We start from the raw sequence: 26,400 nt of genomic DNA, 5'->3' as shown, positions 1-26,400 counted from the left end.
TATGGAAACAGCAAATCCTGTGATAAGTTGTCTGATGCTGGCAGGGACCGATCCTCAAAAAGCGGCACGTGCTATTCTGTGCTATCAGCAACAAACCTGGGAGCAGAAAGAGCTGATTGTGATAGATAACGGTGAAGCGGATCTGGGACCATTACTGGAAGATATCGCACCGGACGAATTACGCTACATAAAAAAGAATGATGGCAGGTCACGTGCTTATCTGAAAAATATGGGACTTGATCATGCCGATGGTGATTATGTAATTCACTGGGAAGAGCAGGACTGGCACCATCCGGACCGTATCCTGGAGCAATGGCGTGCTATTTCCGCCGGTGGAAATGAATACTCTTTGCTTGGCAGTACGCTGCTGCATCTTGACCTCCCTGAATTTGTGCATCACCCGATAGCAGATTCGCCATCATATGGTTATCCCGGAAGCATCATGCACCGCAACCGAACCGGATCTCGCTACCCGGCTGTTAAAAAGAATCCGGATCTCGCTTTTCTGAAACGATGGAGTGATTCAGCCGGAAAAAAGCTTGGCGAAGATCATGCGCATCTGCTGATCAGAAATCTTGATGCCGGCAGTCCTGCGTCAAAAAAACAGTTTCTATCACGGTTCAGTGGTGGTACGGGTGATGTTTTGCAGTCAGTATGGATTACGTTAAGAGGCAAAAACATGTTGTCGCACCGCCGGTTCCGTTTAAGTGAAAAGCAGCGTGAGAGCTTCAAAATGTATTTAAGAGAATCTCAGAAACTGGGAGTTATTGCTTCCATCAGTAACCAACCGTGATTCTGAACGCAATGATAACGCAATGATCATGTTGCCTGCTCGGCACGCCTGCGCAGGTTTTCAATCAGCGCGTCATAGCCCCTTCTTCTCAAAATATTCTGAAATGACCGTCTGTAAGACTCTGCTGTCCAGGCATTATCAACGGACATATCAGTAATAACCCACTCCCCCTCTTTCATCTTCATACGATAAAGTACCGGGATCCGGCTATCGTCAAGAATAGCCGTAGTTGTAACCTTGGCTGAACTGTTGTCAACTTCTATGTCGTCGTATACCACCTCGGCACGATAGATATCCAGCTGACGCAGCGACTGATCGCGGATTATCTTTGAAAACAGCTCCGTGAATTCTTCCTGCTCTTCGCTTTCAAGCTCGTCGAACTTGTCTGCCAGTGCGAAACGGGCCATTTCACGGTAATCCATCATGTCATTGACGATGCTGCGCAGTTTTTCTCTTTGTTCATCGGTATAATCCGTTCCTTCCGGGCCGAGAAGGTCCTTTATCTGATCATCACGCTCTTCGAGAATATTTCTGATCTCCATTTTCCGGTCATCAGAGGACAAGGTATTTGCCAAAGCCGGTGCTGTTGTCAATATGATAGCAAGGAAAAAAGTTTTAATGAGCGTCAATCGTTGCATGTCAGTACGGGTTGATTCATTGATGTTGGTATGTCTTCGCGACTCGGAAAAACAACGAGCAGCTGATTAAGCTAACGCTCAGTTACCTGCCGGAAGTATCCGGCATCAAATCATCAAGCGACAAACCTGCCGAGCGGTGGAGGCGGGCAATTTTTATATTCAGGTCGAAGGTAAGTTCAGCCACTTCCAGCTCCAGCTCCATTTGTTTCTTGACAGCATCTACAAGATTCTGAATATCACCGAAACCGATATCAAAGTCGATTTGTTCGGTTCTGAGCCATTCGTTGCTGATACGAAGCGCGTTGCTTTTGCTTTCCTTCTGAGATTCCTTGATTTTTGCTTCCCTGTAGCGGTCGCTTATTTCAAGAAGGATGCCGTCCCTTGCAGCATCATGGAAATCGTCCGCCTGGCGTTTACGAATTTCGGATCGTTCAACGTTTGTGCTGACTTGCCGGAAATTGAGGTTTTGCTGAAAGCCGAAACCAACCCTGGCAGAAAGGAAGTTCGTGGTGTTTCTGATGAAGGGATTTGTCTGACGCGGCCGGTTCGGGGTGTAACCGAATCCAGCGCTCAGACCCAGTACTAGACTTGGATAATATTCCGCCCGTGCGGCATCAACACCGTATTGAGCCGCCTGACGTGCTGCGTCTATGCCTTTCAGTTCCGCCCGGTTTTGAAGAGCGCTGTTCTTGTAGAAATCATACTCCTGGATCTGGACAGGCACCGGATCAAAAAAGCGTTCTGCCGGTAAAAAAACAGTATTTGGTCCGGCTGCGAGAACCAGGTCCCAGGAACGCTGTACGAAGTCTCTGGTTTGCGTAAATTCGCTGATAAGAGCCTGAAATTCTGCCTGGAAAATGCGAAACTCGAAGATGTCTTTTTCTTCAATGGATTCATCACCCTCTTCCTGAAGCCGCTCCAGTTCGCGTTCAGCCTCGCGGAGCTGCGATTTTGCATCATCCACCAGCCTGCCGAGTTCTCTGACAAGCAGTGCTGACTGATAGAGCTCAAACAGTTGTATTTCAAAAGATTCCTTTTCCGCTTCATATTCAAACTGAGCGGCGTCAGCTCCTTTTTGAGCAGCATTAATGGCATTTCCGATCGCTCCCCAGGTATATATTGGCTGAATTCCACTGATTTCAGCCTGAGTAAATATCCCCCAGTCTTCCCAGTCATTTTCAAGATCGGGATCCAGATAATACTGTCCTGATGACAGATCAGGGTCCTGCGATTTCACGCCCGGAACAAGTCCATGAGCAGTTGTGAGGTTCAAGTTGGGCAGGAAGCGTGTGTTTTGCGCCTGTTTTATTCTGTTTTGAGCCAGTGAAACATTGCGTTGCTGGGCTTCAAGATTGGAGGAATAGTTTTTCGCTATTTCTGAAAATTCTCCGAAGGTGACGCGCACGGTATCACGGGCTGAAAGTTGAGAGGGCGCCAGACAGAAAAGGAAAAATGAAGAGAGCGATATCAGAATGAGGATAGTACGCATGGTGCGGTAGATAAGCTTGAATGCCTGATTACAGCTAAAAAAAAAGCTCCCGGAAAGGAGCTTTCTGAGCGGAGAGAGAGGGATTCGAACCCCCGGAGCCTTTCGGCTCAACGGTTTTCAAGACCGCCGCATTCGACCACTCTGCCATCTCTCCGTATTCAATAAATATACAAAAAAAATCACTCCGATAACGCTTCCGCCCCCGAAACTATTTCAGAAATTTCTGTGGTAATGGCTGCCTGACGTGCCTGGTTGTATTTGAGCTGCAGATCACTGATGATATCACCTGCATTTTCAGTTGCACTGTCCATGGCTGTCATCCGGGCACCTTGTTCAGCTGCATAAGACTCCAGTGACGCCTGCCAGAGCTGGACGTTGACGTACAACGGAAGAATGTAGTCCAGAATCGTATCGGGATCCGGTTCATAAAGATAATCTACATCCGGCTTCAGACCAGTTTTCTTTGACTCACTTTCCGGTTTGTCAGTGACTTCCTTGTTTTTGACCTTTTTCTCGAAAATCGAGGGAAACTCCGGAACGGTTACCTTGTCGGTTTCATAAGTGATCGGCAGAATAAATTCAAAACGCCGATTCTGGGCAATCACCGATTTGAATTCATTGTAGGCCAGATAAACTTCATCATAGGTTCCTTCTTTGAACTCCGCGATGATACCATTCATCACATCTGTGACATTCTCGTACTTCAGTTGATCAAAAAAACCGATTTTGTGATCGATAACGGGATACTTGCGGGTGCGAAAATAATCATAAGCCTTTTTCCCGAAGCAAATCATTGAAAGATTACCGTTTTTCATGTGCCCGGAAAAATGATCATGAATTTTGTTCTCAACAATCCGGAATAAATTGGTGTTGAATCCCCCGCAGAGTCCCCTGTCGGAACCGAGTACGATAATCAGAACATTCTCGGGATTTTCGGAAGTCCGGAACAGCGGATTGTCAGAGTTGCTGCGCTCTGTGAGATTTTTGACAACTTCCCTGATCTTGTAGGTGTATGGGCGGGCATCAGTCATACGGTCCTGGGCCTTTCTCAGCCGTGCAGCGGCAACCATTTTCATTGCTCTGGTGATCTGCTGAGTGCTTTTTACCGATGATATGCGGTCCCGTATGTCGCGTAAATTTGCCATATCAGAATTCGATGTTCTCGCGTTCGCTCAACACTTTTTTCTGGACTGAAAAGGCCTCTTTTTCCAGTTTTTCCGCGAAGTCATCCTGCAATACACCCGACGAGCCGAGCTCTTTCATCTCTTCGGCAAACTTAAGTTCAATGGCTTCAAAGAATTGCTCTTCAAATTCGCTGATGGCTTCAAGCGGAAGTTTGTCCAGAACACCTTTATTATTCGCCAAAAGCAGTGCAATCTGATTTTGTACTGAAAGAGGCTTATACTGATCCTGCTTGAGCACTTCTACGGTACGGGCTCCGCGATTAAGCTGTCTTTGCGTGGAAGCATCGAGTTCAGATCCGAACTTGGCAAATGCTTCAAGTTCGCGATACTGTGCCAGGTCCAGCTTCATTGTCCCGGCAAGTTTTTTCATGGACTTGACCTGAGCTGCCCCACCGACACGTGATACGGATATACCGACATCAATGGCCGGCCGCACACCGGAATTAAACAGATTGGTCTGAAGGAAAATTTGTCCGTCAGTAATGGAGATGACGTTTGTCGGGATATATGCGGATACGTCTCCTGCCTGTGTTTCGATAATGGGCAGAGCTGTAAGTGAGCCTCCGCCTTTTAGTTTGTCGCGAAGCGGCTCGGGAACGTCATTCATTTTTTTTGCCACTTCATCGTTGGCGTTGATTTTCGCAGCACGCTCAAGAAGACGACTGTGAAGATAAAATACATCGCCCGGATACGCCTCACGGCCCGGCGGACGCCGCAGCAGAAGCGAGAGTTCGCGATAAGCAACTGCCTGTTTGGAAAGGTCATCATAGATGACCAGCACATGACGGCCGGTATCACGGAAGTATTCTCCTATCGCAGCCCCGGCAAAAGGTGCAATGTACTGGAGCGGTGCGGCTACGGAAGACGGTGCTGAAACAATTACAGTATAATCCGAAGCGCCGTTTTCCTGGAGTGCCTGATTTACCTGGGCAACAGTCGATCCTTTCTGACCGATGGCTACGTAAACACAGTAGACCGGCTTATCTGTTTCCTGGGTACGTTTCTGATTGATTATCGTATCGATAGCAATAGCAGTTTTCCCGGTTTGGCGGTCGCCGATGATCAGCTCACGCTGCCCGCGGCCAATCGGAATAAGGGTGTCAATTGCCTTGAGTCCGGTCTGCACCGGTTCAGATACCGGTTCTCTGTAAATCACACCGGGCGCCTTGCGTTCCAGCGGAAGATTAAATGTCTCTCCGCTCAAGGGACCTTTTCCGTCAACGGGTCTGCCAAGCGGGTCAATGACGCGGCCAAGAACACCCTCGCCAACCGGAAGTGATGCAATTTCCTGGGTCCGCTGTACCTTGTCTCCTTCCTTGACAAACTTGGCGCCGCCAAAAAGTACGATACCTACATTGTCCTCTTCAAGGTTCTGGACCATCCCCCGGATGGGTTTGCCGTCTTCATCCCTGGAGTCGGGCAATTCAACCAATTCACCGGCCTGAACTTTGGAAAGGCCGTATACCCTTGCAATACCATCTCCTACTTCCAGTACGGTACCGACATCATAGACCTCTGTCTCGGTATCAAATCCGGCCAATTGCTTTCTGAGTATGGCAGAGACTTCTTCTGGTTTAACGTGACTCATAATAATGGTATGTCCATCCTTTAAAAAAACTTACATTCCGGCCTGCTGTAATGTAAGTTCAAGTTGTTGAAGTTTGTGTTTAATGGTTCCGTCAATTACGGTATCATTGATACGAACGGCCATTCCGCCCTTGAGTGAATGATCCTCGATGTAGGACAGGTTTACTTTGCTTCCGGTACGGCTTTCAAGTGCCTTTTTGAGCTGTTTTTCCAGGCCGGCATCCGGCTTTTTCACGACAAATACTTCTATTTCAAGCAATCCCTGTTCCTTGTTGAACAGAACTCCGAAATAGCCGCAAATACCGGACAGCTGATCCTCTCTTCTTTTCTCGAGAATCAGGCTTATGAACTGCCGGCTTAGCTCAGAAATATCTTTGGAAAAGAGCTCATCAAGTGTACTCTTTTTGTTCTGACGTGAAATGATATGGCTTTTCAGGAAGATCTGCAGCTCCCTGGAACCCAGTATGGTTTCGTTGATCCGCTGCATGTCTGCGGCCACATTTTCCAGCTCTTTCCTGTTTTTGGCTTCCAGGAAAAGCGCTGTGGCGTAGCGTTTTGCAACTTTTGAGATAATCATGAAACAGCGGAGTTAGTTGAGTTCCCTTATGTACTTTTCAACGATCTTTTTGTTTTTCTTCTCGTCAAGCTCTTCATCCAGAATGCGCGAAGCTGATTCAATGGCAATTCTGGAAACCTCTTCACGGAGCTCGAGAAGAGCTTTCTTTTTCTCCTGTTCTATGGTGGACCTGGCTTGTTCGAGAAGCTTTGATGCTTCGGCCTTTGCCTTTTCCACACGGTCTGCCCTGAGTGCTTCGGCTTCTTCGAGAGCTTCTTTTCTCATTTTCTGCGAGATGGCTTCGGCCTCTTTCAGGGCTTTTTCATTTTCCCTGGATATTTCCTCAGCATCGGCCTTGGCCTTTTCCGCTGCTTCCAGAGACTCTTTAATGGCATTCTCACGTTCTGAGAGTGCATTCAGAATCGGTTTCCATGCAAATTTTGTAAGCAGGAACAGAAACAGCAAAAATGTGATCAGGACCCAGAAAAACAGTCCGAAGTCTACATCAAGCAGACCTTGAGCAAAAACAGGATACATGGTTTTTTACCAATCGGTTAGGATCGTTGATAGCGCAATCTGGTTACTGCAGGGCCAGAATAATACAGACAACCTGACCAAAGAGTGCGACACCTTCGATGAAGGCAGCAGAGATAAGCATAGAAGTTCTGATATCGCCTGATGCTTCGGGCTGACGTGCAGATCCTTCCATCGCTCCTTTTCCAATCATACCAATACCTATAGCGGCACCAATAGTTGTGATTCCTGCTCCGAAACCGGCAGCCAAATATGCAAATTCCATTTTATTCCTCTGTTTAAATTATTGGGTTTTTATTGGTTAAAGCAGTTCAGTGCGCATGCTCTTCACTGTGGTCGTCAACAGCAAGACCTATGAAGAGTGCGGATAATATAGTGAAAACGTAAGCCTGTATGAAACTGACCAGGGCCTTGATCAGGTAAACAAAAAGCGTCAGAAATACCCAGACCCAGGATGTGCCGTATGCAATTCCGGGCCCGAAGAGGTCAGAAAATAAAAAGATGGTTCCCAACAAGGCAAAAATTAAAATTTTGCCTGACGCCATGTTGGCAAAAAGACGAATGCACAGGGCGAACGGCTTGGTAAAGAGTCCGATCAGCTCCACTGGCAGCAGAATGAACTTGATCGGAACAGGCACGCCGGGAAACCAGAATATGTGCTTCCAGTGCTCTTTTGACGCAAACAGCTGGGTTGCAAAAAAGGTGCAGATGGCCAGTACCGCTGTAACCGTTATATCAGCTGTTGAGGAAACGCCCCACGGCATCAGCCCGAAAAAATTCATGAAAAGAATAAAAAAGAAGACGGTCAGCAGGTATGGAGTAAATAACTGGTATTTTTTCGACCCGATATTTTGCAGCGCTATGTCATCACGAATGAAAAGGACGAGTGTCTCAAATATGTTTTGAAACGCTCCTTTGGGTTCTGACGAGCGGCCTACGCCCTGACGATATTTCTTTGAAAGCGGAATAAAGATTGCAAATGTAAGAAGAGCGGCAATCCAGAAGAATACGAGATGGGAAGTTATGGAAAAATCGAAATCGACCGGAGTGCCGTCGGTACGCACGATATTCCAGCTTGCCGGCTGAATTTCTCCGTTTTTTGTCACAGGATCAGCGTCGATATAATCCTCGTCGGTAAACAGATCCGGTTTGCTGTTGAGCAATGCCGTGGTGCTTCGATGAAAGTGAAAAGATCCGTCATCATAAAAAAACCTTGGAAGCTCAATAGTGACCAGGGGCTTGAAGTCCAGATAATGGTGATCCACGACTTTGTCGATGAGATCGATTCTGTTCTCTGCTGATTCCCCGGCACCTTCTTCGACGAGGTCAATATCATTCTCTTCTGATGACTCCGCGCTGGATTGAGCAGCGGTACCTGCTATAAAAACTATGATCAGGAAAAGTAGGCGGAGCTGATGTTTCATCACGATACCGACGGTTGCCCTCTATGTTTTTTGGTTAGTATATAGGTCTCAATAACAGATTTACAAATATATGAAAATAACAGTGCAACTGTAAAACTGATTTGATGTAATTCTGTAAAAACAAAGACAATGGCAACCGAAGTACCGATGAATATCATCCGGATGAACATTCCGATCAACATGGCGCTGAGGTATTTGTTCATATTTCCGCCCGACATTCTTGTAAACGGATAGAAGCTTGCAATGGCAAGAGCTGATGTGACAATAAATGCAATAATTCCCGGAAGCAGAACCGGCATTCCGGCCAGCAAGTATACCGGTATGCCGATGACCAGCAAGCAGGCGATATCAAACAGAAGAATCAGTCCGCTGAATTTACCCATGATCTGACTTTTTTCTTTTTTCCATATACTCATTTCTCCCTGTTTGTGCCGCCAGCCTGAGTACAATGGAGATCATGGCTCCGAACCCGACCAAAGCGCCGATTATCACTCCCCAGGGTGAGGATCCCCATCTGTTGTCGGCATAAATTCCGGCTAAAACCGGAATCATCATGGAAGCCGCAATATGGGTGCCGAGAGCAATGTACTGACCGTAGCGGGATAGTTCTTTCAGAGCCATGGATGTACCGGTGCGGACAAATCCGGCTGATGGTGCCGCTTAAATAATATCAGGAGGGACTGCCGGTTGTTTTTTTGAAGTCTTTATTATCGGTGGAAGCAGATTTTTTCGCTGGTTGTGCGGACGGGTCACCCATTTTGCAGGATCCGTCGATCTGGGCACCCTCCTCAACCATCAATGTTTTGGTGGCGATGTCACCTGCTACTTTAGCGGTTTTGCGGAGAATCAATTTGTTGCTTACGGACACTTCGCCTTCTACCGTCCCGGCAATATCAGCTTCCTTTGCCTGAAGGTCCCCTTTTACAAGTCCCGACTCCGAAACGATGCATTTTCCTTCCGCATTGACTTTTCCGTCAACGGTTCCTGAAACACGCAGATCGCTTTTGGTATGCAGTGTACCGGAAAGCGTGGATCCGGAGCTTATCATGTTGATATTTGGCTGTCCTGGGGTATCGTTCTTCATGGTATCGTTGGTTCTGGTGTTGTTTTTTCCAAACATATTATAAATTTTTAATAATTCAAACGTGCGTGCTTAATTTAAATTGAGATACTGCTCCGGGTCAAGGGAAGCTCCGTTTTTCCATATTTCAAAATGAATGTGGGGGCCTGAAGCAAGCAGACCGGTTTCTCCTACCTTTCCGATCACATCACCTTTTCTGACAACATTGCCAGCTGTATAGTTGACCTCGGAAAAGTGTTTGTAAACGGTTACGAATCCGTCGCCGTGCAGAATCTGAAGTACATATCCGTTATTCAGCGTCCATTCGCTGTTGATGACCACTCCGTCTGCCACCGACCGTACATCCGTTCCGGTTCTGGCAGCAATATCTATGCCAAAATGACCTTTATCAGGCTGATAGGAGTTGCTGACGGTGCCTCTCACAGGAGGTTCGGACGGAAACATTGTTCCGGATTTGAAAATATCGGAATTGATAATCTGATCACTGCTAAGGGATGATGAACCCCCGGTTTCACTCACCTGATAGGTCATGACCCCGGAAGGCTGTTCCTGTTCACCATACATTTCATTCCATTCGTCAGTTGAGGAAATAACAAACGAGGTATCTGCCTGATCCCTGATCACCCTCTGGATTTCCGAGAGTTGTTCATCGCGCACTTCAAGGGAGTCCTGAAGTGCAGAGATACGTTCTCTTACTTCAAGCACAGATGACCGGATGGCCCGGTTTTCTTTGTTGAACAGATAAGTTCCGATGGGTGTAGCATAAAGGATGATCATAACAATAAATACAATCAGAAGATTGACTACGACCAGTCCGAGGAACATTTTTCCGGGATGAATCCGGTAACTGTCCTGCTGATGCGGGTTATCATCATCGAACAGAAGAAGGGTCAGTTCTTCCCTCCTTCGCTCCATAAGTTTTTTAAGTAATGATATCACAATGGTTTAAATAGGGTTGTCATGTTATTTCATCTGCCGGAATAATTCGGTGCTTCCTGGGTGATATGCACGGAGTGCGGATGGCTTTCGTAGACACTTGCCGCAGATACATGCACGAATTCGGCTTTTTTCAGTTCTTTTATTGTCGCCGCTCCGCAATACCCCATTGCCGAGCGAAGTCCGCCAGTCATCTGATAGATAACCTCGGACAAATGCCCCTTGTAGGGAACCCTGCCTTCTATACCTTCCGGTACCAGTTTTTTTAAATCATCTTCAACATCCTGGAAGTAGCGGTCTTTGCTGCCCTGGTGCATGGCACTGAGACTCCCCATTCCGCGATAGGATTTGAACTTCCGGGATTCATAAATGATGGTTTCACCGGGGCTCTCCTCCACACCGGCGAAAAGCGAGCCTATCATTACGGCATCCGCACCGCCGGATATGGCTTTGGGGATATCACCGGTCTGTTTGATCCCGCCATCGGCTATAAGTCCCACGCCTGATTTGGAAGCATATTCCGCTATTTCCATAACGGCACTGAGCTGGGGCACGCCCACGCCGGTTACAATCCGGGTTGTGCAGATTGATCCGGGACCCACGCCGACCTTGACCACATCCGCTCCTGCCTGGTGCAGGGCGCGTGCGGCATCGGCAGTTGCAATATTTCCGGCAATAAGGTTCAGGTCCGGGTAAGACTTTCTCAGTTGCCGGACAGTATCGATAACGGCTGCCGAATGTCCGTGTGCGGTATCTACCGTGATGATATCGACACCGGCATCCACCAGCGCCGCAGCTCTTTCAGCAGTTTCCGGGGATATGCCGACGGCGGCACCGACTCTGAGCCTTCCCATGGCATCCTTGCACGCGTTGGGAAAGTTCTTTTTCTTTTCAATATCCTTGAATGTAATAAGTCCGACCAGCACACCCGACTTATCGACAATAGGCAGCTTTTCGATTTTATACTGCTGCAGCAGCTTTTCCGCTTCCTCAAGTGTTGTACCCTCTTTGGCAGTGACCAGTTTGCTGCTGGTCATGATGTCGCCGAGTTTTTTTGAGGGATCGGATTCAAACCGCAAGTCCCGGTTTGTGACGATGCCCTGAAGCTTTTTGTTTTGTGAAACAATCGGGATGCCTCCGATTTTGAGCCTGGCCATTATACTGCGGGCGTCGGCAACCGTTGCATTTTTCTGCAAAGTAACCGGATCAACGATCATTCCGCTTTCACTTCGCTTCACAAGCCGGACCTGCTCTGCCTGCGCATCAATCTCCATATTCTTGTGAAGCATGGCAATACCGCCTTCCCTGGCCAGAGCAATTGCAAGCTGGTATTCAGATACGGTATCCATGGCGGCGGCCATCACCGGAATATTCAGTGTCAGCCCCGGAGCCAGTTCGACGGCGGTGTCGACATCACGGGGAAGCACCTGTGACAATGCCGGTACCAGTAAAACGTCATCATAAGTTAGTCCCTGACGGGTAATTCGGTCTGCAGGCTTATCTGGAATCATGAAATAGCAATAATTTGATTGGGGTTTGCTTAAATTACGAAATTAGACCAAGGGATTGAACCATCATTTTCTCTTTTCGCAGCAAATGCAGTGCAGGTGGAAACCCGCATCTGTGATGCAAAAATGTTATACTTGCTCAAAAATTAAATCAGTCTGCGAATGACCGATTCCCGGAATTCAGATTATATTCCTTTCAACAGGATTTACAGAACAAACGAAGAGTACAAGGCCATAGTGCAGGCGCTCGACAGCGAGTGCTGGCATGGCGACGGGCCTGCGAGCCGGCGTGTGGAATCCCGGCTCAGAGACTGGACCGGATCGAAGCACGTTTTTTTGACCACATCCTGCACGCATGCGCTTGAAATGGCTATGATGGCGCTGGAGATAGAACGCGGGGATGAGGTGATCATGCCGTCATTCACCTTTGTATCAACAGCAAATGCCGTCCGGATGCGGGGCGGAACTCCGGTCTTTGCTGAAATCAGGGAGTCGGACCTTACACTGGATCCGGCGGATACAGCCGGGAAAATCACCTCCTCCACCAAAGCAATTATTCCGGTTCACTACGCAGGTGTTTCAGCTGATTTTGCAGCGTTGCGGGAGCTGATATCAGGAAGCACCATAAAAATTGTGGAAGATGCCGCACAGGGTGTTGATGCGTACTGGCAGGACAAGGCGCTGGGCACCATCGGGGATATCGGGTGTTACAGTTTCCATGACACCAAGAATATAACCTGCGGTGAAGGGGGCGCTTTTCTGACCCAGGATGAGGAGCTGGCCCGCAAGGCGGAATGGATCCGTGAAAAAGGTACAAACCGGACTGCTTTCCTGCGCGGTGAAACAGACAAGTATACATGGGTGAGTCCGGGAAGCAGCTACATCCCATCCGATCTCCTTGCCGCCCTGCTTGAGGCCCAGCTGAATAAAAAGGATATCATACGGAAACACCGGAGTACGGTCTGGAATGCCTACTTTTCTGAGCTTAAGGAGATTGAGGATAAGGGGATGATCCGGCTGCCCCGGATTCCGGACTATGCCAGAAGCAACTATCATATTTTTCACTTCATAACTTCGGAAACGGAGGACCAGTCCCCCTTGCTCAAAAAGCTAAGGGATGAAGGCATCGAAGCGTCGTTTCATTATATCCCGCTGCACAACGCCCCATATGCGCGCAAAGAACTGGGTTTGTCGGCCAGCCTTCCTGTCACAGAACGAGTGGCAGCATCACTGATCCGGCTTCCCGTTTATCCCGCTCTGGCATCTAAAGCTGAAAATATTGCAGGAAGAGTGCGTGATGTCATAAAAGATTATTACAAATCAAAAAAGAGCGTGAAGGCATGAGCCGTTCCGTCACAGACCGAGTTCGTTTTTCACCATCGGATACCCGTGAATGGAATGATTTTTTCAGAAGTACAAATGTGGCATCCTTTTCCCAGTCTCCGCAGTGGGCTGATATATGGACCAGGTACACCAACGGAGCATATCAGCCTGAACCCTGGATTGCGCAATTACCATCCGGCAAACGTGTGCTGTTTCCCATCAGCAGGCAGCGGTATGCCGCCGGAACAGGCAATATCATGCATGCCGCACCGGGCGGAACGTACGGAAGCTGGCTTGCAGGCGACGGAGAAGAGTTGAGCCGCAGTGAAGAAACTGTTCTGATCAGGAACACAGCCGAGCAATTCGGATCCCTGGTCATGCGATTATTTCCCTTTTATTCTGACGGGAGCATCAGGTCGCTTTCCGGAAAGGAATATCCGGATAAAAAACTGGGCTACGGTTCCGCTGCGGCTGATGCGTCATTTCCGGCTGAAAAGGAAATGGCAGGTCTGCAGATCCGGCCGGACCGGTCACATGTACTTGACTGTTCAGAAGGTTTTGATGTCATCCGCCAGTCGTGGATGCATGGACGCGGTGCCATGAAGCGAAAAATACAGAAGGCGGAGGAGGCCGGCGTAAGTATCCGACGGGCATCCGGGGAAAAAGACCTGGATACGTATTACCAATTATACCTGCAAACCATCAGGAACTGGGACCCCCCTCCCTCCCATGTATACGGGCGGGAAATGTTTTCCATATTGCTTGCAGATCAATTTTCCGGCAATGGAAACGTACAATCTGCCGCTGACACGTTTGATCCCGTTTTCTCAAATACCGGAAATAATGCTCGACGCGATAAAACCGGAAGTAATTCCGGGGCGGAAATGTGGCTTGCCGATTTTGAGGGTGATGTTGTTGCGGGTGTTATTGTTTTGCGCGGCAACCGGCACACGGCATACTGGCACGGTTGCTCGGGTCCGGAGGGGCGGAAATTGCGGGCAATGAATTTGCTGATGGCCAGGCTGATTGCACGGTCTTGCGAGACGGGTGATATGTGGTTTGATTTCAATCCCAGTCAGAACATTTCCGGTGTGGAGCAGTTTAAAAAAAGTTTTGGTGCCGTTGCCGCTGACTCACCTGTACTGGAAAAAACTTCTGGTTTGACAAGGTTGCTGGCTTATCCGGCAATCGGAGGATTGGCGTCAATAATGAAACGTGCCGTGCGAAGACTCACCTTCAGACCACGGAGGTCCGGGTAATGAGCCTGCAGCAAAAAGCTTACAGGGGTGCCGGATGGAGCGGTCTTTCGGGGATGATATCGAACGGGCTGGAGCTGCTGAAGTATATCGCCCTGGCGAGAATTCTGGAACCCGGTGATTTCGGACTGCTGGCCATGGCGATGGTCATTATCAGTATCGGCCGGATATTTGCGGATGGCGGGACAAGCAATGCCGTCATCCACTTTCGAAACCAGTCGTCTCGTCAGCTTTCTACCCTGTTCTGGATCAATATTCTTGCCGGTTCGGCACTCTATCTCATCGTACTTCTGACAGCTCCGTTCTTTGCCACATTTTACGGTGAGCCGGAAGTGCGGCAGCTGCTGCAGCTGGGCGGAATCATCCTTCCAATTTATGCCGCCGGCGCCCTTTTTGAAGTGCTGATACGCAAAAATCTTGACTTCAAAAAGATTACGATTGCCGAAACCACGGCTGCCGTTGCCGGATTTGCCACAGCCACGGGTCTGGCACTGGCCGGGTGGGGCGTGTATTCGCTTATCTGGTCGCATATTGTCACAGCCGGCATACTGACGGCGATCTATATGGCAGTTGAAATGCGCAAATGGAAACCGTCATTCTGCTTTTCACCCGGTGAGGTCTGGGAACATATCCGGTTCGGGCTTTACCAAATGGGAGAGCGTGGCCTGAACATCTACTCGATGCGGATCGATCATCTGATTATCGGCCGGTTTTTCGGTCCGGAAATTCTGGGTGCCTATCATATTGCCTACCAGGTGGTACTGTTTCCGATATCCCGGCTGAGTCCGTTGCTCAACAGGGTAGCACTGCCGGTATTTGCAGCCCGTCAGGAAGACCATTCCGTGCTTCGTAACGGATATATCAAACTCGTCAGCGGTATTGTGTCACTGATGATGCCGTTTTTTATCATTGTTTCGCTTTCGGCTCCCTGGCTGGTTCCGTTTCTTTTCGGGGATGGCTGGCTGCTCACCGCGCAGCTTATGCCTCTGATGGCGCTGGTTGGTGTACTCAGAATGATGGGGAATCCAAGCGGCAATATTCTGCTGAGCAAGGGCAAGGCGAAGCTGGCCTTTTACTGGAACCTGGCTGCCGCTGTAGTTACGACAGCAGTTTATCTCATTGGTGCGCAATACTCTGTATTTGTGCTGCTGACTCTTTATATTGCAGCGAACCTGCTGTACCTCGGGATCGGGCAATGGCTTCTGGTAAACCGGATTATCGGACTGACCTTCTCCCGGCTTTTTTCCGAAATGAAACTCTTTGTGCCTCTGCTGATCGTCCCCTTTTTGCTGACATTTATAATAAAAAATGTGATCAGTAACGTCTGGGATGTCACCGGATGGATGCGGGGTGATGTGCCTGTTTCGGCTGTCCTGACCCGGCTCTATGATGCCTGGCAATATGGTCTGTTCCGGGCGGATGGAAGTATGATGTATGATCTGGCAATGATATTGGCCATTGCCGCAGTATTCCTGATCACTTACATTCCGTTATTCTGGAGATATCAGTCCGGTTCAGTACGGGAGTTCTGGCAGGCTGTCCGGAAAGATGGTCATGGCTCTTAGCGTAATTCGAAAATATGACAATAACTGCAGCACACAGTTTTCCGGTATGGCTTCCCCAGACGCAGACCTGGTTGTATCAGCAGGTGCGTTCCCTTCCCGATGATATAACCAGCCACATTATCTGCAAGGAGACTCTGAACGAGGATCAATTCAACCTGCCGAATATCCATTCACTTTCCGGGCCGGCTTCAAAACGCTCAAAAATCACCACCCGGCTGTTCAGACATGCGGATTATCATCTCTATACATACCGGATGTGCCGCAAGCTTGGTCCGGGCATTCTGCACTCACATTTTGGTCCGGTCGGATGGAAAAACCATAAGGTGCTTCGCTTGTTTAATGCACATAACGTGAAGCAGATGAAACACATCGTCACATTTTACGGGCAGGATGTTGATCATCTTCCAAAGGTGAACCCGAAGTGGAGATCGCGTTACCGCGATATGTTCCGCCATATTGATCTTGTTTTGTGCGAAGGGCCGTTTATGGCCGAAAAGGTGGTTTCCCTTGGTTGTCCGGAAAACCGTGTTGCTGTTCACCGGCTTGGTGTTGATCTGGATGCGATTCCGTATCAGCCGAGGAGTCTTGAAGAAAATGAGCCAGTTAAAATTCTCATGGCGGCTGCGTTTCGGCCAAAAAAAGGATTTCAATACGGGCTTAAAGCGCTGGAAAAGCTGGCCGGACGGTTTGATTTCAGGATTACCCTGGTTGGTGATGAAACCGGAGATGAGGTTTCTGCTGAGGAGAAAAAGAAGATTCTGAAGTATACTGCTGATTCAAAACTGGCTGACAGAATTACGCTGAAAGGATTCATTACTGCCGGCGATCTTACCCGTCTTGCCCTTGATCATCACATTTATCTTGCTCCCAGTCTGACGGCTGACGATGGCGACAGTGAGGGCGGGGCTCCGGTTTCACTGATAGAAATGGCGGCATCCGGAATGCCCGCTGTTAGTTCAAATCATTGTGACATTCCACAAGTTATAAAGCATGGTACCAATGGTTTGCTTTCTGAAGAACGGGATGCTGACAGCCTCGCGCAGCACCTTGAATACCTGATCAGGCATCCTGAAAAATGGAAAGAGTTCGGCAGCAAATCACGCAGGCATATCGAGTCGCAATTCAATGCTTCGGTTCAGGGACAGCGGCTGGCAGAAATTTACCGAAATGTCATCCGGGGCGTGTCCGGCCCCGCTACAGTTAAGAAGCCTGGCGGCACGGCAAAGAAACCCCGCCTTCTGTTCATCTCGCACAGTGGAGGATTATATGGTGCTGAGCGCTCGCTTCTTGAGCTCCTTACAGGTCTTCAGCGGAGAAAAATGTATGATTTGCTTGTATTTCTGCCGGAGAAAAGCGGGCTGGCTGCAGAGCTGGAAAGCCGGGGCATCGGCTACCGGGTCATCCCCTACTCCCGCTGGATCGGCAGCAGATATGTCCGTCTTGCAGGTTTTGCAAGAAGCCTGAACAACCGGATTCAAAAAAAACAGATGGTGCGTGAAGCGGAAGCATGGGATCCGGACCTTGTCTACACCAACAGTCTGAGTACACCTGTGGGGGCAATGATGGCAGCAGAGTTGTCCGGATTACAAAAACGAACTATCCCGCACATCTGGCATGCCCGTGAACTGCCCGGCAACCCCGATTTTCGATTCGGCTTGTTTGATGCCGGAACAAGAAAAGCCATGAATTACATAAGAGCTTCGACCGGCCACATTATCAGTAATTCCCGTTTTCTTGCGGGGGAGCTTGATACCATGTTGAAATCAACAACTGGTGCTGCCAGGACTAATGATTCGCCCAAATCCGATCCAGAACTGCATTCCGGACCAGAACTTCATGTTGTATACAACGGTTTTGATTATCGCGAGTTTGAAGATGCTGCCGGAGTCAACTTTGACTGCATCAGCCAGAGAACAGCGGGAAGCTCCCGGGAAGCCGGAAGTCCGGCGGATAAATCCCAAAAGCGCCCATGGAAACTTGTAATGGCCGGCGGGATCAACGAAGCAAAGAATCATGCAGAGGCATTGGAAGCTGTCTCTATTTTGCACAAACAGGGATTGCAGATTGCACTGACCATTTACGGCAGCGGTGACCGTGCGACGGTAGCAAAACTGAAAAATCATATCCGGTCGATGAGTCTGGAGGAGTACGTAACACTGGCAGGACACAAAACCAGCGTTAATGATATTTATTCCGGGGCTGATATGCTGCTGGTCACCTCACGTATTGAGACATTTGGCCGCTCTGCTGTGGAAGCAATGCTGTCAGGCTGCGCAGTGGTCAGCTCCGATGCCGGAGCCATGCCTGAGGTGGTTTCGGATGGTGAAACAGGGCTGATTTACCGGAGCGGGGATGCGGCAAGCCTGGCGCAGCAAATCAAAAAACTTTCAGAAGATCCCGGGTATCATGAACGCGTGGTTACCAATGCCCGAAAATATGCACAACAGAAATTTACGGCTGAAGCCTATGTCCGGGATATTGAGCAGGTCATTACATCAGCTGTTAACGTTTGAATTATGCCTGCACACGCATCTACATCAAAGAATCATCCTGAAACCGGTCCGAAGGATGTGAAAATAGCCGTTCTTCTTTCTACATATAACGGAGAACAATATATCGAAGAACTTCTTGACAGTTTGCTGCACCAGGAGTTTGAAAGCTGGGACCTATGGGTCAGAGACGATGGGTCCCATGACAATACCGTATCCCTGATCAGAAAATTTAAAAAAAGGCTTGAAGATACAGACCGGAGAAACCGGATTTTTTTCATTCAGGGAGAGAATATCGGAGTAACGTCCAGCTTTTTTACCCTTGCCGATGCGGCAGAAAGCGGGTATGACGGATTTGCGTTCTGTGACCAGGATGATGTCTGGCATCCGGATAAGCTGACGCGTGCAGCCTCGGCGCTGAGTACACATCGTGCCTCCACTCAGAAGAATCAATCAAGCCGGGAAGATCTCACAAATGCAGAAGGACCATTTTTATACCACTGCAGGCAATGGATGACTCTGGCCGATGATCCGTCAGTGCGCGAACTGAGTCCGCTGCCAAAACGAACCGGTTTTGGCAATGCCCTGGTGCAAAATCAGGTTGTCGGCTGCTCCATGGTAATCAACGCGGAGCTGCGAAAGCTGATGACCATGGCCTTTTCCCGCTACGGAAACAACGTTTCAGAGCATATCATCATGCACGACTGGTGGTGCTATCTTGTTGCATCCGCCTTCGGTGACATTTACTATGACTCACATCCATCCATAACTTTCCGAAGGCACGACCGCAGTTCAAGCCCTGCAACTACCGGAATACTGCAGCAGATGAGCCGCCGTGCAATTGCACTGCAAAAAAGATCCTGGAGTGTAAAACATATACTGGACCAGGCTGCCAGCTTTCAGCAGGTTTATGGCAATGCCCTTTCAAATCCCAAAAAGAAGGACTTGCTTAATATGGCAGTAAAACTCAGAAAGTCCGGTCTGTTTTTCAGAACAGGCTATTTCTTTTCCGGCCGGCACTACAGATCCACACGATTTGAAACCCTGGTTTTCAGGTTGCTTGTGGTCGCCGGACACTGATTTGCGTCCGCACACTATTCAACCGTGTCACATAGAGCGTGTCCATAGAAGCTGGAAAAAAGACTGGAATGCAATATTACCAGGTATATCACAGCGGGTATCACAAAGGCGCAGTTACGACAGTGCCGATACAGCCGTCTGCAGCGAGCAGATCCCGTCTCTGTATGCTTTTACCCAGTACGATACGGACTTTCTTCTTCTTTGAACATTCCGGTCACAAGTGGAGTAAAGACCCAGAAGTTCATCCCGGTAAGCTTCCATATCAGTTCGAACAACCATTTTTAAAGAGTCAGGAAGGTCACTCCAGCCAATCAGGTCAAAGACATCGGCCTGCTGAGTGTGGCTTTCAAAAATGAGTGAAAGCCGCCGGCTGTTTCTTCCGTCTGACAGTGAAGCCATCCTTTCACCTTCCGGAATGACGTTTTGAGAGGCTGCGTTGTCTGGTTTCAATATGGAATGACTTAAAGCGGTATTCATGATATCCTCCGTATTCGGGTTGATTATGTTTGTTCAGTAATAATCTAACCCGGGGGTGTGACAGCATACTGTCACCCCTTTCAAAAAAAATAAAAATTCTGACAGTGCGGATATGCAACGATGTATATTCTTGTTATGTTTACCGCAAGTATTCACGTTAAGGCATCCGGGGATGCGGTCCGAAACGGATCGTGACAGTGGAATGACCTCCGCAATTACACATACACGATTCAATGAGTTTCCTTGATTTTCTTGACCTGCCTTTCAGTGATCCCGTTCTGATTTTTGCACTGGTAATGGTGATTATTCTGACGGTACCGATCGTCGCTGACAAGCTTCGCGTCCCGGCGATTGTAGGTTTGATTTTTGCCGGTGCTCTTGTAGGTCAGGGAGCTCTCGGCCTGCTGGAGCGGGACGATACGATCATTCTGCTCGGCACGGTGGGGCTTTTGTATCTGATGTTTATTGCCGGCATTTCGATCGACCTGGAAAAATTCAGCAAATTCCGGGAGCGAAGCCTGTCATTCGGTATCATCTCCTTCGGCCTGCCTCTTGCCGGCAGCATGCTGCTGGCGCCGGCTCTTCTGGACTATTCCACAAAAAGCGCGTTGCTGCTGGGTGCTATTGTGGGTTCCCACACCCTGCTTGCCTATCCTATTGCAAACAGGCTCGGTATCGGCAAAAACACCGCTGTAACCATGAGCCTTGGTGCGACCATTGTCACCGATGCGTTGTCACTGACCATACTTGCCATCGTAGCTGCTACGATGCACGGAGAACTTGATGCTTCGTTCTGGCTGACCTTTCTCGGGTTTGTTACGTTGTACCTGGTTGTGGTGGTCTTTACCCTACCCAGGCTGGGCCGCTGGTTTTTTCGCAATGTACGCGATCAGACAAATATTGAGTATGTTTTTCTGCTCACCGTTTTGTTTGTTACGGCCTATTTTGCACAGCTGGTCGGACTTGCCGCCATTATCGGAGCCTTTCTTGCCGGACTTACCATGAACCGTCTGGTGCCCGAAAACAGCACTCTGATGAGCCGCGTGCAATTTGTCGGGAATGCGCTGTTCATACCGTTTTTCCTGATTTCGGTCGGAATGCTTGTTGATTTCCGGGTTCTTGTATCAATCGAAGTCTGGCTCATCGCGTTACTTTTCTTCCTGCTGGTTATGATCGGAAAATATGCCGCTGCGAAAGCAGTTCAGCTGTATTTCCGGTTTTCCAGTGAAGAAGGATGGATCATGATGGGACTTACAAGTCCGCAGGCTGCTGCGACCCTTGCTGTGACGCTTATCGGATTTGATCTGGGACTTTTCGATGAAATGGCCGTAAATGCGGTTGTGCTTCTGATCATGAGCAGCTGCTTTGTCGGCCCTTATCTGGTTGATCTGTACGGCCGCCGGCTGGTTCTTCAGGAAGAAAAGGCCTCTTTTAGTGTTTCAGATGCACCAGAGCGTATCCTGGTGCCACTGTCCAACCCGGATACATCCGAAGCTCTGATGGACATTGCCATTATGATCCGCGGAAACAAGAGCACAGAGCCCATTTTCCCGCTTACCGTAGCCAGAGAGACCCGGAGTGTCGAGGCCGATGTTGCATCCGGAGAGAAGCTGCTGAGTCATGCTGTCGTCCATGCTGCTGCCGCCGATGTGCCGGTTATTCCCGTAACAAGGGTCGATTATAATATTGCCTCTGGCATTGTCAGAGCTACCAAGGAGTTGCGAATTTCGGACATCGTGATAGGCTGGAACGGAGTTATCACGGCACGGCAAAGGATTTTCGGATCGGTTCTGGATCAGCTGATGGATCAGTCTGATGAAACCATTCTCGTTTCAAAGATCGAACAGCCCATCAACACCTGCGAGCGGACGATTCTTGTATTACCGCCAATGGCACAGTATGAACCGGGATTCGGCAACAGTTTTCAGACAGTCAAAAAGCTTATAAATCAGCTTGGCACAAAAGTAGTTGTCCTGAGCATGGAGAGCAACCAGTCCATTCTGAAACCGTTTATTGAAAATCAGGAGCCGGAGCTAAAGGCCGAGTACAAGCTGGTTTCGAACTGGAATAATGTATACAACGATATAAGCAATATTTATGACGCTGACAGCGATCTTGTAATTTTGTTCAGTTCCCGGAGGGGGACGATTGCCTGGCAGCCCAGTTTTGAGCGCCTGCCCGGGCAGATCATCCGCAAGGTGACTCCGCAGAATCTGATTATTGTCTATCCTGCCGAGGTGGAGGATCACAGCAATCCGACGGCTATACTCCGGCTGGATGAGTCACCTTTGACACCGGATATGACTTCAAATCAGATTTACATTGCTACTGATGCCGATTCAAACCATGCTTCTGCCATAGAAAATCTGGTAAAGGGGTTATTCCCGGACCGATCTGATGTTGCATCTCAAATTGCACACCAGCTTAAAAGCATTGATCCTGACAATTTGCCCGGAGATCTGCCCGGCATGATGCTTCAGCACTTGAGCACTCATTTCGTTGACCGGCCCCGGCTATTGCTGGCAATTAATGAAAAAGGATTTCATGTAAAAAAATACGGCGAACCGGTGAAGGTAATGTTCATCCTTCTCAGCCCGACCCACATGAGTATGCAGCGCAATCTGCTTATTTTGAACCGGCTGGCCAGAATTGTGGGTGACAAGAAGACAAGAAACCTGCTGGCAAAGGCTAAAAACATCGACGATATAAGAAAAACGCTGTCGGCCAGGCTGACCATATTACCGCCAAACGGAGAAAATATTACCGAAGAAGAGGAAGGAAAAAACGGTGAATAGTCCCGGGGCTTATTTCCCGGTTCCGGTTTTAAGTACGGTTTTCAAAACAGCAGGCGGAAGATAACCGGTGGCGTACAACTGCTGAAACTACTGGTCAGTCCTCTTTCGGATAGATGGATTTCTTTGCAGCAAGCAGCGTGTTTTTCATCAGCATAGCCACTGTCATCGGGCCGACACCGCCCGGAACAGGGGTGATGAGACTTGCTTTTTCGGAGACGGTCTCGAAATCGCAATCACCGACAAGGCGGTAGCCCTTCTCCGTTGTGGAGTCAGAAACGCGGTTAATTCCGACATCAACCACGACGACACCTTCCTTCACCATTTGTCCGGTAATCATGCCCGGAGAGCCGACGGCAACTACAAGGATATCGGCCTGGATGGTGTGCTGGGTAAGATCGCGTGTGTATTTATGGCAAATCGTTGTGGTTGCCTTTCCGGAATCATTCTCCCGGGACAGCATGATTGCCATGGGGGAGCCGACGATATTGCTGGCCCCTACTACCACTGCCCTTTTTCCTTTGGTCATGACACTGTAATACCGGAACAGCTCAAGTATACCCGCCGGGGTGCAGGAGCGGAAGGTTGGTTGTCCGACAGCAAGCCTGCCGACGTTCATGGGATGAAATCCGTCTACATCCTTTCTGTGGTCGATGGTTTCAATAATTTGTGAGGGATGCAAATGCGAGGGAAGCGGCAGCTGCAGCAGAATACCGTCAATACTGTCATCCTTGTTATATGATCTTATGGCTTCCTTGAGTTCTCTGATGGAAATCGTGTCGGGAAAGACTGATGTTTCCGATTCGATTCCCACTTCCTTGCAGGCGCGAGTTTTTGCGGCCACATAGGTTCGTGAGGCCGGATCGTCACCAATCAGGATGGCCTGGAGCATCGGTGACCGGTTGCCTCTTCCTACCCATTCCTGCACATCTTCGCGGACTTGCTGTCTGAGAATGGATGCTACTTTTTTTCCGTCGATGATGTTTTTTGCCATGAAATACGTTTGACCTAAGTGTTAAGGCGCAGGCACAACAGCGTCAGATTCTTACGAAGTGCTCTTCTTCTGACCTGAACAGGTCGATGATTGTATTGACATCATTGCTGGCCACAAGTTTTTCCCTGAAAGCCGAACTGTTGAGCAACCGGGAAATGCGGCTGAGCATTTTGATGTGGACGCTGTTTTGTGATTCCGGTCCGACAAGCAGGAAGAGAATATGTACGGGTTCTCCGTCGATGGCATTGTACTCGACCGGCTCTTCCAGCTTTCCGAATGCTGCGTATGTCTGACTGAGCTGCTTTGATTTTCCGTGAGGAATGGCCAGTCCCTTGCCTACGCCGGTTGACATAATATTTTCTCGTTCCAAAACGGCTTTGCGCACGGACTTGATGGTCTCCCCGTCAAGCTTGTCCGAAAGGGTATCTACAAGTTTGTCAATCGCCTCGTTCTTGGTCCGGGCCGACAAACCGGGAATAACATTTGACTCGTCTAAAAGATCGCTGATTTTCATGAAAACGCCCTGTTTACTACCTGTAAAAAAACTTTCCAAATATACTGATCATAATTCTTATCTCACAAGAGAATCGGCGAATGATCTGTTTCCGGTATATTTTGCGGTATGTTGTATTTTGCTGAAATCAATATAGGTATCACGACCTGCAAATATACAATATTGTTCGGGTTTTTCCTTCTCTGAAGGGTGGAATAAGAACGTTCAGTATCTTAGTTTAAAAGCTTATTCATTTATTGATAACCCATGCCCTTCAAAAATCAGTTTGTTGCCGTTTTCATGAAGGACTTTCGTCTGGAGTGGCGATCCCGGTTCGGTGTAAGTTCCGTGCTGGCGTTTATTGCTTCAACCATGCTGATCGTCCTGTTTTCACTTCGGGCCGACCAGCTGTCTGCTGAAATACAAAGCGGACTTATCTGGATCATTGTGCTTTTTGCATCTCTAACAACCCTGTCACGTGTTTTTGTGAGTGAAAGCGAGCGCGGCACGCTGGATCTGCTCCGGCTCAATGCGCCGGCGCTGTCTGTATTGTCGGGTAAACTTCTTTACAATGTGATTTTCACCCTTTTGATTGCCGTAACCACCATGCTGCTTTTTCTGATTATGCTTGGCATGGAGGTGGTCAGACCCTGGCTGCTGGTTGTTGTTATACTGCTGGGCTCTACCGGGCTGGCGGGTGTCACTACGATGCTTGCCGCCCTGGTATCACAGGCATCACGAAAAGGAGCGGTCTTCCCGGTACTGTCATTACCCCTTCTTATTCCATTGATGCTTATTCTGGTCCGGATTACCCAGTTTGTATTTACCAGAATGCCGGATGATGCCTATCTTAATGATCTGGCAGCTCTGATCGGTTTTACAGGAGTCACTTTTACGGCATCATTTATGTTATTTGACAATCTGTGGGAAGACTGACGGGCATGATTAATCGTTATAATAGTTAAATCCGAAGTAAAAGGAACCAAACATGTCTGACGGCAACGAAACTGGTGTAAAAGAAATCATAGGCGGCAATCGTCTGATTGGTCAGGAACGGCTCCGGGAGCAGATGTGGCGGATTGCAGCAGAAGACCGTATCAGCCATGCCTATCTGATCAGCGGTCAGCCGGGCTCCGGGAAAAAGCCCCTGGCCCTGGCATTTGCAGAAGCAATAAATGGAATACAAAATCTTGGCATGCCGGCATCCGACAGTAAGTCACACCGGCGTTCATGGTTTTTTCATCCTGACATTCATGTTTTTATACCCATGCCCGGCAATGCGGGAAGGGATGAGTTGCGGGCCAGGCTGGAGTTGCTTGCAGAGGATCCCTATGAAATCATCGACTTTTCCGTACGACCGTCCCTGACCGGACAGGAAGATGCCAAAAACAGAAGAGCGTTTTACTCGGTAGAATACTTCAACAGCGAAGTCAGGCGGGCGGCTTATCTTCGTGCGAGCGAAGGCAGAAAAAACGTCGTGATTATTACCAATGTCGAGAAAATGCGCAAAGAGGTAAGCAACTCCTTTTTGAAAATGCTTGAAGAGCCTGGCAAAGATGTAACCTTTCTGCTTACCACGGATAATATCAACTCCCTGCTGCCGACTGTGATATCCCGATGCCAGCATCTTCCCTGCCAGCCGCTTGATTCAGAACAGATTTATGAAGGACTGCGACGGTTTGACGGCTATCCGGAAAGTGATGCCCGGTTTTTATCCCGCATTTCGGGAGGCAATTACAGTTTTACCCGTTTTTATGATACAAAAACCCTTCAGGAGAACCGCGAGGAGATCATCCGCTTCCTGCGCATGTCCTACACTGTTGATGTTGCCGGAATACTTGACTTGAGCACACAATGGCAAAGCAATTACAACAAAGAGGGTCACATTGCCATTATAAATATGATCGAAATGTTTCTAAGAGACATTGCTCTTTATTCAGCAGGTGCCGATGAATCACTGATTACCAATTCGGACAAACTTGATGTGATTAGCAACTTCTGCACCAGGCTGACAGATGCCAAAATCGACAACATGATTGAAACCTTGCAGGAAGCACATTCCCTGCTGAATCAGAATGTGCAACCCCGGCTGCTGTTTACGGTCATTGCAAACCGATATGCGGCGTGGATGCGCGGTGCCGGGGCGCCGGTGCCATCCGGTCAGGCCTGGAAGCATATGCCTGCTGTCAGTGAGCCGTGAT

The 26,400-nt window shown here is 48.8% G+C and carries 25 protein-coding genes and 1 tRNA gene; 9 read left to right on the top strand and 17 right to left on the bottom strand.

The window, feature by feature from the left end; genetic code table 11:
* Nucleotide 1 precedes the first annotated feature (1 nt).
* A complete protein-coding gene (locus NATSA_RS06890; RefSeq protein ID WP_210511278.1) occupies nt 2–793 on the top strand; it encodes a glycosyltransferase in 792 nt (263 codons plus the stop codon).
* 26 nt (nt 794–819) lie between these two features.
* On the opposite strand, the gene NATSA_RS06885 is transcribed toward NATSA_RS06890, so the two are convergent.
* The 14 genes from NATSA_RS06885 to guaB all read right to left on the bottom strand — a co-directional run bounded on the left by NATSA_RS06885 (nt 820) and on the right by guaB (nt 11,733).
* Entirely contained in the window at nt 820–1,368 is a 549-nt protein-coding gene (locus tag NATSA_RS06885; protein WP_210511277.1) for a Tgt2/MlaC family protein, read from the bottom strand.
* A gap of 145 nt (nt 1,369–1,513) precedes the next feature.
* Nucleotides 1,514–2,920 (bottom strand): TolC family protein, encoded by a 1,407-nt coding sequence (locus tag NATSA_RS06880; RefSeq protein WP_210511276.1) that lies wholly within the window; start codon nt 2,918–2,920, stop codon nt 1,514–1,516.
* 69 nt (nt 2,921–2,989) lie between these two features.
* Nucleotides 2,990–3,074: transfer RNA gene (locus tag NATSA_RS06875), tRNA-Ser, on the bottom strand.
* Nucleotides 3,075–3,099: 25 nt separating this feature from the next.
* Nucleotides 3,100–4,065, bottom strand: a complete 966-nt coding sequence (atpG, locus tag NATSA_RS06870) for an ATP synthase F1 subunit gamma (RefSeq protein WP_210511275.1) — start codon at nt 4,063–4,065, stop codon at nt 3,100–3,102.
* A 1-nt stretch (nt 4,066) separates the two neighbouring features.
* The gene (atpA, locus tag NATSA_RS06865; protein ID WP_210511274.1) at nt 4,067–5,692 is read right to left on the bottom strand and encodes a F0F1 ATP synthase subunit alpha; all 1,626 of its coding nucleotides are present in this window, start codon (nt 5,690–5,692) and stop codon (nt 4,067–4,069) included.
* 30 nt (nt 5,693–5,722) lie between these two features.
* A complete protein-coding gene (gene atpH, locus NATSA_RS06860) occupies nt 5,723–6,268 on the bottom strand; it encodes an ATP synthase F1 subunit delta (RefSeq protein WP_210511273.1) in 546 nt (181 codons plus the stop codon).
* A 12-nt stretch (nt 6,269–6,280) separates the two neighbouring features.
* The gene (atpF, locus tag NATSA_RS06855) at nt 6,281–6,784 is read right to left on the bottom strand and encodes a F0F1 ATP synthase subunit B (protein ID WP_210511272.1); all 504 of its coding nucleotides are present in this window, start codon (nt 6,782–6,784) and stop codon (nt 6,281–6,283) included.
* A 43-nt stretch (nt 6,785–6,827) separates the two neighbouring features.
* Nucleotides 6,828–7,046 carry an ATP synthase F0 subunit C gene (gene atpE / locus NATSA_RS06850; protein WP_210511271.1) on the bottom strand — a complete coding sequence of 73 codons (219 nt, stop codon included), beginning with the start codon at nt 7,044–7,046 and terminating at the stop codon, nt 6,828–6,830.
* Between the two features lie 46 nt (nt 7,047–7,092).
* A complete protein-coding gene (atpB, locus tag NATSA_RS06845) occupies nt 7,093–8,205 on the bottom strand; it encodes a F0F1 ATP synthase subunit A (protein ID WP_210511270.1) in 1,113 nt (370 codons plus the stop codon).
* Nucleotides 8,205–8,588 (bottom strand): hypothetical protein, encoded by a 384-nt coding sequence (locus NATSA_RS06840; RefSeq protein ID WP_210511269.1) that lies wholly within the window; start codon nt 8,586–8,588, stop codon nt 8,205–8,207. Before NATSA_RS06840 ends, atpB begins: the two co-directional genes overlap by 1 nt.
* The gene (locus NATSA_RS06835; protein WP_210511268.1) at nt 8,581–8,826 is read right to left on the bottom strand and encodes an AtpZ/AtpI family protein; all 246 of its coding nucleotides are present in this window, start codon (nt 8,824–8,826) and stop codon (nt 8,581–8,583) included. Before NATSA_RS06835 ends, NATSA_RS06840 begins: the two co-directional genes overlap by 8 nt.
* Before the next feature lie 49 nt (nt 8,827–8,875).
* A complete protein-coding gene (locus NATSA_RS06830) occupies nt 8,876–9,289 on the bottom strand; it encodes a bactofilin family protein (RefSeq protein WP_246481729.1) in 414 nt (137 codons plus the stop codon).
* 69 nt (nt 9,290–9,358) lie between these two features.
* The gene (locus tag NATSA_RS15675; protein WP_210511266.1) at nt 9,359–10,225 is read right to left on the bottom strand and encodes a M23 family metallopeptidase; all 867 of its coding nucleotides are present in this window, start codon (nt 10,223–10,225) and stop codon (nt 9,359–9,361) included.
* Between the two features lie 29 nt (nt 10,226–10,254).
* Nucleotides 10,255–11,733, bottom strand: coding sequence for an IMP dehydrogenase (gene guaB, locus NATSA_RS06820; protein ID WP_210511265.1), 1,479 nt, complete (start codon nt 11,731–11,733; stop codon nt 10,255–10,257).
* A gap of 159 nt (nt 11,734–11,892) precedes the next feature.
* Between guaB and rffA the strand changes: the two genes are divergently transcribed.
* The 5 genes from rffA to NATSA_RS06795 are packed head-to-tail and all read left to right on the top strand — an operon-like array spanning nt 11,893 to nt 19,443.
* Nucleotides 11,893–13,074, top strand: coding sequence for a dTDP-4-amino-4,6-dideoxygalactose transaminase (rffA, locus tag NATSA_RS06815; RefSeq protein WP_210511264.1), 1,182 nt, complete (start codon nt 11,893–11,895; stop codon nt 13,072–13,074).
* Nucleotides 13,071–14,312: a GNAT family N-acetyltransferase gene (locus tag NATSA_RS06810; protein ID WP_210511263.1), complete on the top strand. Its 1,242-nt coding sequence runs from the start codon at nt 13,071–13,073 to the stop codon at nt 14,310–14,312. Before rffA ends, NATSA_RS06810 begins: the two co-directional genes overlap by 4 nt.
* On the top strand, nt 14,312–15,874 hold the full coding sequence (locus NATSA_RS06805; RefSeq protein ID WP_210511262.1) for an MOP flippase family protein: 1,563 nt from the start codon (nt 14,312–14,314) through the stop codon (nt 15,872–15,874). Before NATSA_RS06810 ends, NATSA_RS06805 begins: the two co-directional genes overlap by 1 nt.
* A gap of 14 nt (nt 15,875–15,888) precedes the next feature.
* A complete protein-coding gene (locus NATSA_RS06800; RefSeq protein ID WP_210511261.1) occupies nt 15,889–18,387 on the top strand; it encodes a glycosyltransferase in 2,499 nt (832 codons plus the stop codon).
* A gap of 3 nt (nt 18,388–18,390) precedes the next feature.
* Nucleotides 18,391–19,443, top strand: coding sequence for a glycosyltransferase family 2 protein (locus NATSA_RS06795; RefSeq protein ID WP_210511260.1), 1,053 nt, complete (start codon nt 18,391–18,393; stop codon nt 19,441–19,443).
* Nucleotides 19,444–19,557: 114 nt separating this feature from the next.
* On the opposite strand, the gene NATSA_RS06790 is transcribed toward NATSA_RS06795, so the two are convergent.
* Nucleotides 19,558–19,920, bottom strand: a complete 363-nt coding sequence (locus NATSA_RS06790; protein ID WP_210511259.1) for a hypothetical protein — start codon at nt 19,918–19,920, stop codon at nt 19,558–19,560.
* 233 nt (nt 19,921–20,153) lie between these two features.
* Here NATSA_RS06790 and NATSA_RS06785 point away from each other — a divergent pair, with 233 nt between their 5' ends.
* Nucleotides 20,154–22,715 (top strand): cation:proton antiporter domain-containing protein, encoded by a 2,562-nt coding sequence (locus NATSA_RS06785; protein WP_210511258.1) that lies wholly within the window; start codon nt 20,154–20,156, stop codon nt 22,713–22,715.
* A 94-nt stretch (nt 22,716–22,809) separates the two neighbouring features.
* Here the strand turns inward: NATSA_RS06785 and folD are convergent, their stop codons facing one another.
* Both folD and NATSA_RS06775 read right to left on the bottom strand, forming a co-directional pair.
* A complete protein-coding gene (gene folD, locus NATSA_RS06780) occupies nt 22,810–23,706 on the bottom strand; it encodes a bifunctional methylenetetrahydrofolate dehydrogenase/methenyltetrahydrofolate cyclohydrolase FolD (RefSeq protein ID WP_210511257.1) in 897 nt (298 codons plus the stop codon).
* A 43-nt stretch (nt 23,707–23,749) separates the two neighbouring features.
* Nucleotides 23,750–24,220, bottom strand: a complete 471-nt coding sequence (locus NATSA_RS06775; RefSeq protein WP_210511256.1) for a PTS sugar transporter subunit IIA — start codon at nt 24,218–24,220, stop codon at nt 23,750–23,752.
* Between the two features lie 246 nt (nt 24,221–24,466).
* On the opposite strand from NATSA_RS06775, the gene NATSA_RS06770 reads away from it, so the two are divergent.
* Nucleotides 24,467–25,135 (top strand): heme exporter protein CcmB, encoded by a 669-nt coding sequence (locus NATSA_RS06770; RefSeq protein WP_210511255.1) that lies wholly within the window; start codon nt 24,467–24,469, stop codon nt 25,133–25,135.
* A gap of 52 nt (nt 25,136–25,187) precedes the next feature.
* Complete coding sequence (locus NATSA_RS06765) at nt 25,188–26,399, top strand: DNA polymerase III subunit (RefSeq protein ID WP_210511254.1); 1,212 nt, start codon at nt 25,188–25,190, stop codon at nt 26,397–26,399.
* Nucleotide 26,400 lies beyond the last annotated feature (1 nt).

It is taken from the genome of Natronogracilivirga saccharolytica, from assembly GCF_017921895.1.
Lineage (GTDB): Bacteria > Bacteroidota > Rhodothermia > Balneolales > Natronogracilivirgulaceae > Natronogracilivirga > Natronogracilivirga saccharolytica.
Note: the sequence above shows the minus strand (reverse complement) of the source record. Positions and strands in the feature narration are given on the sequence as shown.